Origin of the sequence: Symbiopectobacterium sp., from assembly GCF_047692315.1 — a bacterium.
Taxonomy (GTDB): Bacteria; Pseudomonadota; Gammaproteobacteria; order Enterobacterales; family Enterobacteriaceae; genus Symbiopectobacterium.
Window position 1 is genome coordinate 106267 of record NZ_JBLLJS010000003.1, and the last position, 15008, is coordinate 121274.

The window sequence follows — 15008 nt, forward strand, 5'->3', positions numbered from 1 at the left end:
TCAACCGCAGGCAAGTTTGCGCAGCGCATCGATAACGCGTGATGTGTCGTCATGGGTCATATCCGGAAACAGGGGAATGGATAAAAGGCGCTCGCTGTTCCATTCCATATTAGGAAGTTCAAGTGCAGGAAAACGCTCACGGTAATATTTTTGGGTATGGACCGCGCGCAAATGCAGGCCGGAACCAATCCCTTGCGCTTGCAGCGCTGCCATTAACGCATCTCTTGAAATACCGCAGCGTTCAGCATCCACGCGCAAAATAAACAGGTGCCAGGCACAGTGGTGCGGCCACTCAGGCTGGCGCAGCGGCAATAACGGCGTATCGGCTAGGGCGGACAGATAGCGTTGGGCAATTTCCTTGCGGCGTTGATTAACGTGTGCCAGCTTGCCGAATTGCACCAAGGCAATAGCGGCATGGATGTCGCTGAGGTTGTACTTGTAGCCCGGCGTTATCACTGCGGCCTGTGGGGCCCTGCCCCCTGTGCGTGCCGATCATAAGCATCTACACCCAAGCAGTGAAACTTGAGGCTGCGGATACGCTCGGCAAGCCTGTCATCGTCGGTGACCACCAACCCGCCCTCAGCGCTGGTCATATTTTTGATGGCATGAAAGGAGAAAATCGCCGTGCCCTGCGCGCCAACGGGAGCACCACGATATTCCGCCCCAACGGCATGTGCAGCATCTTCGATAACGGGAATACCGTGACGGTGCCCAATGGCACGAATCGCATCCATACCAGCTGGCGCGCCAGCATAATGCACTGGAATAATGGCACGCGTGCGCGGTGTGATGGCCGCAGCAATGGCCTCCGGGTGACCATCAGCGTATCCCGGTCAACGTCCACCATCACCGGCACCGCGCCGAGCGACACAATCATATTGAGGGTAGAAACCCAGGTCAGCGAGGGCGTAATCACCTCATCACCGGGAGAGATATCCAGCGCCATCAAGGCCACATGCATCCTGCCCGCCGCTGAGCTGACGGCAATGGCGTGCTTGTTGCCGGTCAACGCACGAAAAGCGGCTTCCAACTGCTGATTTTTTGGCCCTGACGTTATCCACCCTGATAACATCACCGAATTCACAGCAGCAATTTCCTCCTCTCCCAAAGAAGGGCGAGAGAAAGGTAAAAAATCAAGCATGACAATATCCTGATGATAAAATAACAAACGTAAAAAACATCATGGTGTCACCAACTGAATTGCCATTATCCGTGTGAGGAAATAAGAAAGAAAATCGGCTGATAAACATAGTCGAGCCCTGTTTTTAACCATTACAAATAATGATACAGGTACGCGTTACTAAAATAACCCAGATGAACACCTTAAACACCCTCCATAAGAATTGTGTTTAAAATAACCATTAAATTAAAAGTTCAATTACTGGCGTTTATTTTATATATTCATTTATATTTTATTAAAAAAACAATAATAGAGATGACTGACATAAAAACATTGCATTCAAATATCAATATCCCATCACAACCACGAAAATGGCTGCATTTGTGGATTGATATTAATAAGTTTTTTATGCGGTAGGAATCAACGAAATTGCCTGGGTTTCACACTGAATCAAGCATTCTCCACAGCCGTGACAACGTGCATTGTCAGCCTCTGGCAACCCTCTTTCACTCAGGAAAAGCGCCTGACTCGAACAGGCCTCAATACAACTGCGGCAATGGCGTTGCTGGCTGATACAAGCTTCTCCAACAATCGGACGTAACCCGGTATCAAAGTGTGCCTGCGGTAATAGTGCTCCTGAGGGACAGTGTGTGATGCATTTCTGGCAGCCATCGCAGCTGGCGTATTCAATCGCCAACTGCGGATAACCTTCTTCATTGACGATCAACACGCCCATTGGGCACGCGCTAACGCACTGCTGGCAACGATCGCAATGTTGGTAAAACTGTGGTGCAGGTTGAGCGCCCGGCGGAAGTGGCGCACGTGGTTGAGCACGGTCTGGCAGTGGCTCACTGTGGCGTGATGCGCTGATAAAGGAGCGGAACAACCCGCGCCGACTCACGTAGCGATGAGACAAATACCCGCGATAGTAGCGCTCATCCTTTTCCATCAGAAAAACATCCGCGCCATTACGGGTTGCAACCCGTAATGGCGCTGCATCCCCTGTAGCAACAATCGGGTTACGGCTGCCAGTTGAGCATAGAAAGGGCTGTGCGGATTTTGCTGCAAACGTTCCAGATAGCGATCGCCCCAGGGTAGCAAATACGTTTCCAGCAGCGTGTGTGCGGCCTGCTCTTTCTCTTGCTCCAACAGTGCAGCGAGCGCCAGCAGCATCAATCCGAACTGATCTTCCGGTTCCTGCTGCGCACCGGTAAACGACAGCCCGTGCTGGCGCAGGAAAGCACGATAACGAACAGTGCTTTCCCCCATCAACAGGTTATCGTTTTCCAGATAGACAGACGCCCAGGGAGGCGCAAACATCTCTCCCTGCCCTTCAAACAGCACCGAGTATTGCCAGATAAACGCCTCTGCTTCTGGCACAGGCCAGTGCTGGCACAGCGTTTCCATCTTGTTGCGTTCTGCCCAGGGACAAAGCGCAGGCAGCGCAGATAAGCTCGCCACGATAGCCTGCACATCGGGGTGTGTAGGTGGGTAGTAGAATAGTGCGCCCAGAAAACGCGGCAACACGGCTATAGATGACATCGGGCTCTCCCCTTAGGATGCCGCCCCGCGCAGGAGCATGCAGGGCGGCACGGCATTACATCGGCAACGTCCACAGGTTGTAGAACGCGACACGGCCCGCCAGCTCAGCGACAATCACCACCAGCGCACTGGCGGCCAGCAGTGAACGTCCGGTTTTATAACGGACATGCACCATCGCCCCGACCACACCCACGGCGAGCAGCACCGCCTGTGCGCTGAACCAGGCAAGTTGTGCACTGGTCAGTGCGCTGTCTGCGCTCATCAAGGTGGCCATGTAGCCCGGGCGCAGGCAGAAGCTCGCCAGCGTTGCCAATACGCTAACGGCTAGCCCAATACGGCGGCAACCCACGTCAGCGCGGTGAACAGGCGTTGTGCGCCGCGATTAAGCAGCAACCCAAGCGCGCCCAGCCCACCGAAGGCGCAAAACAGCGAGGAGAGGACGATTTCGTTGCTCATCGGCGAGTGGCCGGCGCGCAGCAGCACGTTCATGGCACGCAGCGGCTGCCCGAGATGGAGCCCCGCAATCGGCAGGGCCAGACCGAACAGACACATCGCGGCAAAAAGCCCGATCGCTAACGGCCGCGCTTCCACCTGCTTCACGACACCGGCTACCAACAGCAGGATAAACGCCCCCACCGCACTCTGCGTGAGAACGGTAAAAAAGACCAAAGGCAACTCATGCATGGCGCACCTCCCGCAGGTTTTGAATAGCACCGTCTTTATCGCCGCTGGGCCGCGCTTTGGGGTGCGGTTTAACGATCAGATTAGGGTGCGTCAGCGACGCAGAAGGTAACGGTGCAATCTCATTTTCGGTGCCATATTTAGCACGCAGTTCATCGATAGGGCCAAAATCCAGCGCTCGCTGCGGACAGGAATCCACACAGATCGGGCGCAGATTTTTCTGCAAACGATCTAGGCAGCCGTCGCATTTGCGCATCACCTTGGCCTGTGCATCAAACTGCAGCGCACCGTAGGGGCAACGCATCTCACAGTAACGACAACCTACGCACACGTTCTCATCCACTAGCACCAGCCCATCTTCTTTGCGCTTGTGCATGGCACCCGTCGGACAACCAGCGACACAGGTCGGATCGTCACAGTGGTTACAGGCAATCGACAGGTAGTAGCTGTAGGTGTCATTTTGCCAGGATTCGCCCTCTTTTACCCAACTGCCGCCGCCGTATTCATAGACACGACGCAGTTTCGGGCCAAGATCCAGATCTTTATTATCCTTGCAGCTGACCTGACAGGTTTTGCAGCGCGAGGAGTCAACGTAAAAGCCATATTGTGTCATCAGTCATTTCCCCTTAAGCGCGCTGAATCTCAACCAGGTTGGTATGTTGCGGATTGCCTTTCGCCAACGGCGAAGGATCCTGGGAGGTCAGGGTGTTAATGCACCCGCCAACATCGACGCCCGCGCTGTCAAGGCGCGTCCAGGTACCTTGCGGCATGGCGGCTACGCCCGGCAGAATGCGCTGCGTGACCTTGCAGGGAATTTCCACCACGCCGCGATCGTTAAACACACGCACGCGATCGCCAGATTTCAGTTGGCGAGCCGCGGCATCGATCGGGTTGATCCAGACTTCATCCGGCGCCGCTTCATGTAGGAATTGCACGTTGCTGTAGGTGGAGTGGGTGTGTCCCTTGGTATGGAACCCACTGAGTTGCAGCGGATATTTTGCCGTCATCGCCGTATTGAGGTGAGATTCACGCACCACACAAAACTCAGGGATCGGTGGAATACGATCGCCTTCCGGCAGCGTACAGGTTTGCGCCAGTTTGACCAACGTTTCGGAATAGATCTCAATCTTGCCTGAAGGTGTTTTCAACGGATTGGCGTGCGGATCTGCCCGGAAATCCAGGAAGGCAATGCTCTGTTTTTCCGTCGCGATCTGTTGATCGATAACGCCTTTCTCTTTTGCGACCAACCATTCCGGTAAGTAGGTACGCTTCTCTTTCACCTGTTGGTAATGTTTTTCTACCCACTGCGCCTGAGTGCGGCCTTCGGTGAATTGCTCTTTCAGCCCCAGATGACCAGCAATATCGGCACAGATGTCGTAGGTGCTGCGCACTTCCCACATCGGCGTGATGGTTTTCTGGATGGCGATCATGTAGTTGTGCGAGCCCGTTGAGTAGGAGCTATCAACCAGATCTTCCGCTTCCAGATAGCTGGTTTCCGGCAGCAGGATATCGGCGAATTTGGCGCTTGGCGTGATGTGGTTATCAACCACCACGATGGTTTCACACAACGTGTCATCAGCCAGGATTTTACGCGTGCGGTTGATATCGCCATGCTGGTTCAACAGCGCCTGCCCTGCCTGATTGACCACCATTTTAATGCCGACGCGCAGCTTATCCGTGCCCTTCACGCCCATGGTGGTGGCCGTCATTTTCTCGGGATTAAGGATGGCATCGGTCCAGAGATAGCAAGGGATCGAGGTTTTGATCGGGTTGCTGCCCACCGGCAAGGTTAGAACACCATAAGGCGTACCGTAAGGCCAGTTACCGTTGTTGGTGCCCGGTAATCCAAAGTGGCCGGTCAGCACGGGCAACGTCTGGATGGCGCGCACGGTTTGTTCGCCGTTGGCGTGGCGCTGCGGTCCCCAGCCCTGGCCGATATAGCAAGCGCGCGCGCCCGCCATTTCCCGTGCCAGTTGACGAATACGCACGGCAGGAATGCCGGTGACGCTTGCCGCCCATTCTGGCGTTTTGGCAATGCCATCTGGCCCGTTTCCTAAAATGTAATCCTTGTAGCTGGCATTCGGTGCCGCAGACGCGGGCAACGTGCTGGCATCAAACCCGACGCTGTAGCGGTTGACCAGCGCTTCGTCGATCAGGTTCTCGCTAATCAGGGTGTGAGCCAGCCCCGCTACCAGTGCCGCATCGGTGGTCGGGCGAATCGCCAGCCATTCGGCATGCTCGGTGATGACGGAATCGGTGTAACGTGGATCGATGATCACCACGCGGGCCTGAGAGGCCTCCAGCGCACGGCGCAACTCTTCCACCTGTCCGCCGCCGGACATACGGGTTTCCGACAGGTTCAGGCCAAAAAACACCACCAGATCGGAATGGGCAATTTGCGTAAAGTGGCTGCCGACATGGGTACCGTGCGTGTACGGCGTAGCGGTAGCGATTTGCGCGGTAGAGTAAGTATTGTGGTAGTTAAGGTAGCCGCCCGTTAGGTTCAGCAGGCGTTTCCACGCGTGCGTTCCCTGATTGTGGTAGTAGGCACCGGATTGGTAGTTGTAGTAGATCGCCTCATTGCCATATTTCTCGGCAATACGCTTCATTTCCGAGGCAACAAACGCGGTCGCCTCTTCCCAACTGATGCGTTTAAATTTGCCTTCGCCGCGTTTACCGACACGCTTCATCGGATATTTGATACGGTCCGGGCTGTAAACACGCCAGCGGTTAGAACGTCCACGCAGACAAGGGCGAATCTGGTGTTCACCGAACACGCTGTCATCTTTGGCATCTTCCGGCTCGATACGCACGATGCGATCGTCCTTCACAATCACCTTCAGCGGACAGCGACTGCCGCAGTTGACCAAACAAGCGCTGTGGCGAACGGTTTCATTGTCGTTCACCACGCCAGTTGGTGTCACCGCAGGTTGTGCATTGGCAGAAAATGGCAAGGTGATGGCACTGGTAATCGCTACCGCCGAGCCGATTTTCACGGCATCGATCACTGCGTCCCGACGAGATATTTCCTGGTGTAAAAGGTCTTCAATAATTTTCTTCATGATTATTATCCCACTTTGCTTACCTTGCTAACCATAAAGGCATGCTAATGATGTGGGATTGATATCGATCAAGCGGGTAAGGTCTATTACCCCAAAAAGGGTAGAAATGTGATCGTGAAATGTCGTTATTTACTAAAATATATAGATATTTTAGATTTAAATACTAAATTTACGCGACAATCTATATAATGATAATGAGATTTATTTCTATTTGTGAATATTAATAGCAGTGATAAATGAATGAATCTACGCAGCATCACACCGAGACATAAAAAATAATGATGTTATTGAACAATTAATAGCAGTAGAAAAACTGAAAGTTGAATCGTGCTCTTTCACTGCGTTTAAAAGAGGAAAAATGGTGGCCGAGCCGTATCGCTATACGTGATTTACACAGTGGCAAGCAGACACAAAAGCGATTGTAAGCGGAGAAACATACGCCATTCGGGTTTGGGATGATTGTAGGAAACTTATAAAAAACAACATTTTGGATCGAGTAAAGGGAATCGAACCCTCGTATAGAGCTTGGGAAGCTCTCGTTCTACCATTGAACTACACTCGCATCAGGTGTGCGTTGGGCATTATAGCGCTATCCGCTTGCCGGGCAAGCAAAAACCCGGCGAAAGTGGTGGCGTACTGAGCAATCAGTCAGCCATGGTCAGCGGGATCAGCAGCGTTTGGTAGCCGTGGTAAATCACCTGCACGGAAAAATAGGCAAACAGCAGTGCCGAAATGACATAGCAGTAAAAGGTCAGCCGCCCTTGCAAGGCCTGTCGGCCAAACTTGATCATGCCCGCCAGAAACAGCGTCCACAGCAATCCACTGATAAAGAAGCCGCTGAGAAACACGCTCACCATCAGCGTTGAGCCGTCCGTTGACTGCGCGATGATGGAGCCACCAATCGCAGCAAACCACAACAGCGCCGTCGGTGACGCCAGCGCCATCCCCATGCCGCTCAGAAAATCATAGCCACGAAACCGTTTTGCCACAGCAGGAAGATCGGTCACATCAGCGTCCACAGGTGCTAATCGTTGCGTCTGATAATCACGCCAGGCCATGCGCGCCATGTTCCACGTCATCAACAGCAGAATAGCACCACCGCCAATCCACAGCGCCCAGCACACGGGCAGCACGGTAAAAATCACCGCCAACCCAAACGCAAAAAGCGCAGCATAAACCAGATCGCCAAAACAGGAACCAAAGCCAATCATAAACGCGGCGCGCGGCCCGTCACGCATACCCCGGTTAATGATCGCCGTATTCACCATCCCCAAATCCAGACACAGCGAGAGGGAGAGTAAAATGCCATTAAGCACAACCAACAACATAACCGCCACAGCTCCACACACATAAACAGTAAGCGAAAGTCTACGGGGTGTAAGGCAAGACGTATTGTCAGAAATTGATACGCTGAAAACGCCCCGGCGTCATGGCGTTAAAGCGGTTGAAGGTTTTGGTGAAGTGCGCCTGATCGGCAAAGCCGAGGCTGACAGCCACCTGGCTGATACTCATGCCCTGACGCAGCAGCTCACGGGCCTTGCCAATGCGGCGTTGCATTAGCCAGGCAAGCGGCGGCATACCCGCTTCCTGATGAAAGCTACGTACCAGATGTGCCACAGTAATGTGTTCATCACGTGCCAACGCATCCAGATTTGGCGGTTCTGCAAGGCAGTTGAGCAAACGCGCCTTGATGCGTTTGACTCTGCCGCCCTCGCTGACCATCTTTAACGGTGCGGGGATGCCGGCATCATTGTCCATCAACACCGCCAGTAACAGCACCAGCCGTTCCTGATACATCGCGCTATTGCCCGGCTCGTTTGCGGGGCTTACCAACAGTTTCAACTGCTGAGCCAGCACGGGGGCATGTTGTACGCCTTGACCAAACCGAAAGGAGCGGCCAAAGAAATGCTCAAAAGCGCCCGGTTGTACGTAGAGCGAGGCCCATTGCCAACGCCCATCGCTGTTATCACCACTTTGTAGCTGATGCGGATTGTAGGTGGTCACCATCTAGGGATCGACATCAAAGGTGTTGCCATCCAGCCAGACATGCTCCACGCCGTTGAGATTGGCGCTAATCACATATTCATCATGCGTATGGCATGGAAATCCGCCCGTATTTTCTAACAACGCCAGTTCAAACCAGCCATCACGATAGGTGATCATGGAGTCACTTCCCCCCAAAACAGAAGAGTGACGGTAGCATTTTTCTCTGTGGGTTTACCAGCATGGCACGCGGGGATGGAGACGGGTAAAAAAACCACATGGCAAGAATGGTTTTTTTTACCCGTCGATAGTTCGAAAAAACTTACTTCTGCGGACGCATCGCCGGGAACAGGATCACGTCACGAATGGTGTGGCTGTTGGTAAACAACATCACCATACGGTCGATACCAATACCCAGGCCCGCCGTTGGCGGCAGGCCGTGTTCCAGCGCGGTGACGTAGTCTTCGTCGTAGAACATGGCTTCGTCGTCGCCGGCATCTTTGGCACGCACCTGATCGGCAAAACGCTCTGCCTGATCTTCTGCATCATTCAGCTCGGAGAAGCCGTTACCGATTTCACGTCCACCGATGAAGAACTCGAAACGATCGGTGATTTCCGGGTTTTCATCATTACGGCGCGCCAGCGGTGAAACTTCCGCCGGATATTCGGTGATAAAGGTCGGCTGGATCAGATTGGCTTCCGCTGTTTCTTCAAAGATCTCGGTAACGATACGGCCCAGACCCCAGCCTTTCTCGATCTTGATCCCCAGAGACGTAGCAATGGCCGACGCTTTATCAAAATCGTCCAGATCAGCCACGTTGGTTTCCGGACGATATTTGCAGATCGCCTCGCGCATGGTCAGCTTTTCAAACAGTTTGCCAAAATCAAACGTCTGATCGCCGTAAGGCACCGTAGTGCTGCCCAGCACGTCTTGCGTCAGCGTACGGAACAGGCTCTCGGTCAACACGATGAGATCTTTATAATCGGCATAGGCCATATAAAGCTCCATCATGGTGAATTCCGGGTTGTGACGCGGCGAAACCCCCTCGTTACGGAAGTTACGGTTAATTTCGAACACTCGTTCAAAACCACCGACCACCAGACGCTTCAGGTACAATTCCGGCGCGATACGCAGATACATGTCAATATCCAGCGCGTTATGGTGAGTCACAAAAGGACGCGCGGAAGCACCGCCTGGGATCACCTGCATCATCGGGGTTTCAACTTCCATAAACCCTTGATCCACCATGAAACGACGGATGCCGGACAGGATCTGCGAGCGTACACGGAAGGTATGACGGGATTCGTCGTTGGCGATCAGATCCAAATAGCGTTGACGATAACGGGTTTCCTGATCCGCCAGACCGTGGAATTTGTCCGGCAGCGGGCGCAGCGCCTTGGTCAGCAGACGCAGTTCGGTACAATGGATGGAAAGCTCACCGGTCTTGGTTTTGAACACCTTACCGCGCGCGCCCAGAATATCGCCCAGATCCCATTTTTTGAACTGTTCGTTATAGATACCTTCCGCCAGATTGTCACGCGCCACGTAAAGCTGAATGCGGCCACCCACATCCTGTAACGTCACGAACGAGGCTTTCCCCATGATGCGGCGCGTCATCATACGACCCGCCACGGTCACTTCAATGCCCAGCGCTTCCAGCTCTTCGTTTTCTTTATCGTCGTAAGCCGCGTGCAGCGCATCAGAAGTGGAATCACGGCGGAAATCATTAGGAAAGGCGATACCGTGTTCACGCAGCGCCGAGAGCTTTTTACGGCGCGTTTTCAGTTCGTTGTTCAGATCCAGCGCCTGCTCGGCACCCTGTGATTGTGACTCAGCCATGTGACTTGTTATAACCCCGCTTTTAAACTTGCTTCAATAAATCGGTCCAGATCGCCATCCAGCACGGCCTGGGTATTACGCGTTTCCACCCCGGTGCGCAGGTCTTTGATTCGGGAATCATCCAGTACGTAGGAGCGAATCTGGCTGCCCCAGCCGATATCGGACTTGTTATCTTCCAGCGCCTGCTTCTCAGCATTTTTCTTTTGCATCTCAAACTCGTACAGCTTCGCTTTCAGCTGTTTCATCGCCTGATCTTTGTTCTTGTGCTGGGAACGGTCGTTCTGACACTGGGTAACAATGTTGGTGGGTATATGGGTAATACGCACCGCAGATTCAGTACGGTTAACGTGCTGGCCACCTGCACCGGAGGCGCGATACACGTCAATACGCAGATCTGCCGGGTTGATTTCGATATCAATATCGTCATCCACTTCCGGATACACAAATGCGGAACTGAACGACGTATGACGGCGACCACCGGAGTCAAACGGGCTCTTACGCACCAAACGGTGTACGCCGGTTTCGGTACGCAGCCAGCCAAACGCATAGTCACCAATAATCTTGATGGTGGCGGATTTAAGCCCGGCAACTTCACCCTCTGATTCCTCAATCACTTCGGTCTTGAAGCCTTTGCTTTCCGCCCAGCGCAGATACATACGCAGCAGCATGCTGGCCCAGTCTTGCGCTTCCGTCCCGCCGGAGCCGGATTGAATATCAAGGTAGCAGTCGGCGCTATCGTATTCGCCGGAGAACATGCGGCGGAACTCAAGCTGTGCCAGCTTGGCTTCCAGCGCATCCACTTCGGAGATGGTATCGTTGAACGTCTCTTCGTCGTCCTCTTCCACCGCCAACTCGAGCAGCCAGGAAACGTCTTCCAGCCCTTGCGTCATCTGATCGATAGTATCGACAATCGCTTCCAACGAGGAGCGTTCTTTACCCAGCGCTTGTGCACGCTCAGGTTCATTCCAGACGTCGGGCTGTTCCAGCTCGGCGTTAACTTCTTCTAGGCGTTCTTTCTTAGCATCGTAGTCAAAGATACCCCCTCAGAAAAGCTGTCCGGTCAGACAGGTCCTGAATACGGTTTTTTACCGGATTAATTTCAAACATGATTAGCGTCTTACGTTAGCCGTCAATCGACGGAGAAGAATAAATATAAACCCGTTATTCTAGCGGAATACACGCCAGGTTTATAGCCGTCTGGCGCAATTTTACCCATGCGGGCGATTACCCACACTCACTACAGCGGCCACAAATGCTGTATCAACAATTGCACGCTGCGTTTGCCGCGAAACTCGTTGACCTCAAGGCGATAGGCCAGTTCAGCCTCGCGAATGCTGCTGTCGGGCCAGCAACGTGTATCCACGTTAAACGCGATACCGTCCAGAAGCGGGCCGCCGTTGACCGGCTCCAACATCAGCTTCAGGTGACGCTCTTTTAACAGCTTCTGCTGCAAGATACGAAAACGCCCGTCAAAAGTGGGTTCAGGAAACGCTTGTCCCCACGGCCCGGCATCGCGCAACATCTCTGCCGTCACCAGGTTCAGTTCGGTTTGTATCAGCTCACCGTCGGACCAGATAACCCCTTCCAGGTGCGATTCATCCAGCCACTCGCCGACCAGCTCGCCAAAGCGCTCGCGGAAGGTATCAAACTTATGCTCTTCCAGCGATAACCCTGCCGCCATCGCGTGACCGCCAAATTTAACCATCAACCCCGGATAGCGGGTATCCAAACGCTCCAGCGCATCGCGCAAGTGCAGACCGGGAATCGAACGGCCAGAACCTTTAAGTACCCCCTCACCCGCCGGTGCAAACGCGATCACCGGGCGATGAAAACGTTCTTTAAGCCGCGATGCCAGAATACCCACCACGCCCTGATGCCACTCAGGATGATACATCGCCAACCCCAGAGGAAGCTGCTCCAGACCATGCTCCAGCTTTTCGCACAGTTGCATGGCTTCGGACTGCATCTCTTGTTCGATTTCACGCCGCGCCAGATTGAGGGCATCCAGATCGCTGGCCTGCATTCGTGCTTGAACGATGTCATCACACAGCAGTAACGCCACGCCAATCGACATATCATCCAATCGCCCCGCCGCATTGAGACGTGGCCCAATCGCAAAACCCAGATCGCTTGCAACCAGTTGGCTGGCATCACGGTTGGCGATTTCCAGCAATGCACGAATACCAGGGCGACACTTGCCAGCACGAATGCGATTCAGCCCTTGCGAAACCAGAATACGGTTGTTGGCATCGAGAGGCACCACGTCGGCCACCGTGCCTAACGCCACCAAATCGAGCAGTTCCGCCAGCTTCGGTTCTGCCAACCCTTTTTGGCTAAACCAGCCGCTGTCGCGCAGACGCACAAACAGCGCCATCATCAGGTAAAACGCGACGCCGACGCCTGCCAGCGATTTGGAAGGAAATGCGCAGTCGCGCAGATTGGGGTTAATCATGGCATCGGCAGCGGGCAACGTTTCGCCCGGCAGGTGATGATCGGTCACTAGCACCTGAATGCCGCGCTGGTGCGCATGATCCACCCCGGCATGGGATGAAATACCGTTATCCACCGTCAGGATCAGCTCAGCACCCATTTTCTCCGCCTGCACCACCACTTCAGGGCTCAGACCGTAGCCATCTTCAAAACGGTTCGGCACCAGATAGGTCACCCGGCTACCGCCCATGCTGCGCAGCGCCAGCACGGTCAGCGCGGTACTGGTCGCGCCGTCGGCATCAAAGTCACCCACGACCACAATGCGCCGTTGTTCTGCCAGCGCCTGTTGCAGCAACACCACCGCGTCGTCAATGCCATCAAGCAGGCGATAGTCAAGCAGACCGCGCAGGCCGCGATCCAATTCCTGGCTCTCTGTTACGCCGCGCTGCGCATACAGCCGACGTAGTAACGGAGGAAGCGTTGCGGGAAGCCCACTGCCTTCCGCCAGCGGACGCCGGCGGAGTATGGTTTTTAATTCCACTGTATTTTCAATTCCACTGCGTGACTGATTGCACTGAACGCTTTCACTTTTCGTTCAATGGGCTGGCATCAATATGCCTGCGATTTATGCGCCAGATTTGGCCGCAGCCCGATGTGCGTTCAGCATGGCTAACATCCCTTTAGGTGCCTGATAACCCGGTACAACGGTGCCATCTTCCAACACGATCGCTGGCGTGCCTTGCACACCGAACTGAATGCCCAGCTCGTAATGGGCACCGATATCGGTTTTGCAGGTTGCCGGGGAGATAGCCTCACCGCGAGACGCAGCGTCATACGCCTTGTTACGGTTAGCGGTGCACCAGATAGACTGCATGTCTTTTTCCGTCGGCGAATTCAGCCCCTGACGCGGGAAGGCCAGATAACGAATGGTGATGCCCAGATCGTTGTAGTCTTTCATCTGCTCATGCAGTTTGTGACAGTAACCGCAGGTGATATCGGTGAAAACGGTAATCACATGTTTTTCCTGCGCCGCTTTGTAGACGATCATTTGATCCTGCAAGGCATCCAGTTTGCCCTTCAGAATCTGATTGGTCACGTTCACTGGAGCACCACCGCCCAGCGCGTAGAGCGGGCCTTGCAGCAGATGTTTGCCATCTTCAGTTACGTAGAGCACACCGCTTTCCGTCAGCACCGTTTTAAGGCCAGCAACGGGCGCAGGCTGGATATCAATTTTTTCAATGCCCAATTTGGTCAGTGTCTGTTTAATCGCCGCATCGTCGGCGAGTACTGCGCTACTCGTCGCCGCGAGCAGTAAAGAAAGCGCCATTAGCCCTTTTTTCATCGTATTCAGTCCCGTTCATGGTGTATTCCGCCTGTAAAGGGCGCGTTCAGCCATCTGGCCCTTATTTCGCCTGCAATGTCAGGCGCGCGGATGATGCTGTTGATGCAACTGCTTCAGCCGTTCAGTGGCAACGTGCGTGTATATTTGCGTTGTTGAAAGATCGCTATGCCCCAACAACATTTGTACGACACGCAAATCAGCCCCGTGGTTCAGCAAGTGCGTAGCGAATGCATGGCGTAAAACATGCGGTGAAAGCTTCTCACTGTCAATGGATGCCAGCACGGCATAGTGTTTGATACGGTGCCAAAAGGTTTGGCGCGTCATCTGCTGCGCCCGAGAGCTTGGAAACAGCACATCGAGCGTCTGCCCGTTCAGCAGCCAGGGCCTGCCGTGCTCAAGGTAACGCTCCAGCCAATAAATGGCTTCTTCTCCCAGCGGCACCAGCCGTTCTTTATTGCCTTTACCTATCACCCGCACTACCCCCTGGCGCAAACTGACATCCGCCATGGTCAGCCCCACCAGTTCCGAGACGCGCAGCCCCGTGGCATACAGCACCTCAAGCATGGCTTTATCGCGCAACTCAAGAGGCTCATCCACACAGGGCGCTTGCAGCAACGCACTCACCTGCGCTTCGCTGAGATCTTTGGGCAAGCGCTGCAGCAATTTAGGAGAAGAGAGTAGCGCACTGGGATCGTCACTGCGCCGTTTCTCCCGGTATAGATACTGAAAAAATCGGCGCATGGCACTCAATAAACGTGCTGAACTGGTCGCTTTGTATCCCCCCTCCACGCGTTCGGCAAGATAAGCGTGCAGATCCAGCGCCTGCACCTGCAATAAATCACTTTCACGATGCTCCAGCCAATCGGCAAGTGCGGTTAAATCTCGCCGATAGGAGGTCAGCGTATTGTCCGCCAGGTTACGCTCCAGCCACATAGCCTCAAGAAACTGTTCGATGTGTGCCCGATCCTGTGCTTGCATGCGCTTCCCCTCTCTTCACTGCGTGCAGGG

The 15008-nt window shown here is 54.0% G+C and carries 12 protein-coding genes and 2 pseudogenes; all 14 read right to left on the reverse strand.

What is annotated here, in order from left to right; genetic code table 11:
- The 14 genes and pseudogenes from arnB to xerD all read right to left on the reverse strand — a co-directional run bounded on the left by arnB (position 1) and on the right by xerD (position 14978).
- Positions 1 to 1141 (reverse strand): annotated as a pseudogene (gene arnB, locus ACMZI0_RS01185) (UDP-4-amino-4-deoxy-L-arabinose aminotransferase).
- 385 nt (positions 1142 to 1526) lie between these two features.
- Complete coding sequence (gene napF / locus ACMZI0_RS01190) at positions 1527 to 2069, reverse strand: ferredoxin-type protein NapF (protein WP_415671640.1); 543 nt, start codon at positions 2067 to 2069, stop codon at positions 1527 to 1529.
- A complete protein-coding gene (locus tag ACMZI0_RS01195) occupies positions 2069 to 2662 on the reverse strand; it encodes a TorD/DmsD family molecular chaperone (RefSeq protein ID WP_415671641.1) in 594 nt (197 codons plus the stop codon). The genes napF and ACMZI0_RS01195 overlap by 1 nt, the downstream gene beginning before the upstream one ends.
- A 55-nt stretch (positions 2663 to 2717) precedes the next feature.
- A pseudogene (locus ACMZI0_RS01200) lies at positions 2718 to 3346 on the reverse strand (DmsC/YnfH family molybdoenzyme membrane anchor subunit).
- The gene (locus ACMZI0_RS01205; protein ID WP_415671642.1) at positions 3339 to 3956 is read right to left on the reverse strand and encodes a DMSO/selenate family reductase complex B subunit; all 618 of its coding nucleotides are present in this window, start codon (positions 3954 to 3956) and stop codon (positions 3339 to 3341) included. Before ACMZI0_RS01205 ends, ACMZI0_RS01200 begins: the two are co-directional and overlap by 8 nt.
- 13 nt (positions 3957 to 3969) lie before the next feature.
- Positions 3970 to 6405: a DMSO/selenate family reductase complex A subunit gene (locus tag ACMZI0_RS01210; protein WP_415671643.1), complete on the reverse strand. Its 2436-nt coding sequence runs from the start codon at positions 6403 to 6405 to the stop codon at positions 3970 to 3972.
- Between the two features lie 644 nt (positions 6406 to 7049).
- Entirely contained in the window at positions 7050 to 7733 is a 684-nt protein-coding gene (locus ACMZI0_RS01215; protein ID WP_415671644.1) for a LysE family translocator, read from the reverse strand.
- A 67-nt stretch (positions 7734 to 7800) separates the two neighbouring features.
- Positions 7801 to 8412 carry a helix-turn-helix transcriptional regulator gene (locus ACMZI0_RS01220; RefSeq protein WP_415671645.1) on the reverse strand — a complete coding sequence of 204 codons (612 nt, stop codon included), beginning with the start codon at positions 8410 to 8412 and terminating at the stop codon, positions 7801 to 7803.
- Positions 8413 to 8568 carry an AraC family ligand binding domain-containing protein gene (locus ACMZI0_RS01225; RefSeq protein WP_415671646.1) on the reverse strand — a complete coding sequence of 52 codons (156 nt, stop codon included), beginning with the start codon at positions 8566 to 8568 and terminating at the stop codon, positions 8413 to 8415.
- Positions 8569 to 8710: 142 nt separating this feature from the next.
- Positions 8711 to 10228 carry a lysine--tRNA ligase gene (gene lysS, locus ACMZI0_RS01230; protein WP_415671647.1) on the reverse strand — a complete coding sequence of 506 codons (1518 nt, stop codon included), beginning with the start codon at positions 10226 to 10228 and terminating at the stop codon, positions 8711 to 8713.
- An 8-nt stretch (positions 10229 to 10236) separates the two neighbouring features.
- Positions 10237 to 11335 (reverse strand): peptide chain release factor 2 gene (gene prfB, locus ACMZI0_RS01235; RefSeq protein ID WP_415671648.1). Its coding sequence is split into 2 segments (ribosomal slippage): positions 10237 to 11259 and positions 11261 to 11335, totalling 1098 coding nucleotides; the frame shifts between segments, so codons are not numbered across the junction.
- Positions 11336 to 11465: 130 nt separating this feature from the next.
- Positions 11466 to 13199, reverse strand: a complete 1734-nt coding sequence (recJ, locus tag ACMZI0_RS01240) for a single-stranded-DNA-specific exonuclease RecJ (RefSeq protein ID WP_415671649.1) — start codon at positions 13197 to 13199, stop codon at positions 11466 to 11468.
- Between the two features lie 84 nt (positions 13200 to 13283).
- Positions 13284 to 14000 carry a bifunctional protein-disulfide isomerase/oxidoreductase DsbC gene (gene dsbC, locus ACMZI0_RS01245; RefSeq protein WP_415671650.1) on the reverse strand — a complete coding sequence of 239 codons (717 nt, stop codon included), beginning with the start codon at positions 13998 to 14000 and terminating at the stop codon, positions 13284 to 13286.
- Positions 14001 to 14078: 78 nt separating this feature from the next.
- The gene (gene xerD / locus ACMZI0_RS01250) at positions 14079 to 14978 is read right to left on the reverse strand and encodes a site-specific tyrosine recombinase XerD (protein ID WP_415671651.1); all 900 of its coding nucleotides are present in this window, start codon (positions 14976 to 14978) and stop codon (positions 14079 to 14081) included.
- Positions 14979 to 15008 lie beyond the last annotated feature (30 nt).

Coding starts and splice junctions, on each gene's coding strand:
- dsbC (WP_415671650.1), bottom strand. CDS start 14,000: ATGAAAAAAGGGCTAATGGCGCTTTCTTTACTGCTCGCGGCGACGAGT.
- napF (WP_415671640.1), bottom strand. CDS start 2,069: ATGGAAAAGGATGAGCGCTACTATCGCGGGTATTTGTCTCATCGCTAC.
- ACMZI0_RS01220 (WP_415671645.1), bottom strand. CDS start 8,412: ATGGTGACCACCTACAATCCGCATCAGCTACAAAGTGGTGATAACAGC.
- ACMZI0_RS01215 (WP_415671644.1), bottom strand. CDS start 7,733: ATGTTGTTGGTTGTGCTTAATGGCATTTTACTCTCCCTCTCGCTGTGT.
- ACMZI0_RS01195 (WP_415671641.1), bottom strand. CDS start 2,662: ATGTCATCTATAGCCGTGTTGCCGCGTTTTCTGGGCGCACTATTCTAC.
- lysS (WP_415671647.1), bottom strand. CDS start 10,228: ATGGCTGAGTCACAATCACAGGGTGCCGAGCAGGCGCTGGATCTGAAC.
- ACMZI0_RS01225 (WP_415671646.1), bottom strand. CDS start 8,568: ATGATCACCTATCGTGATGGCTGGTTTGAACTGGCGTTGTTAGAAAAT.
- ACMZI0_RS01205 (WP_415671642.1), bottom strand. CDS start 3,956: ATGACACAATATGGCTTTTACGTTGACTCCTCGCGCTGCAAAACCTGT.
- ACMZI0_RS01210 (WP_415671643.1), bottom strand. CDS start 6,405: ATGAAGAAAATTATTGAAGACCTTTTACACCAGGAAATATCTCGTCGG.
- xerD (WP_415671651.1), bottom strand. CDS start 14,978: ATGCAAGCACAGGATCGGGCACACATCGAACAGTTTCTTGAGGCTATG.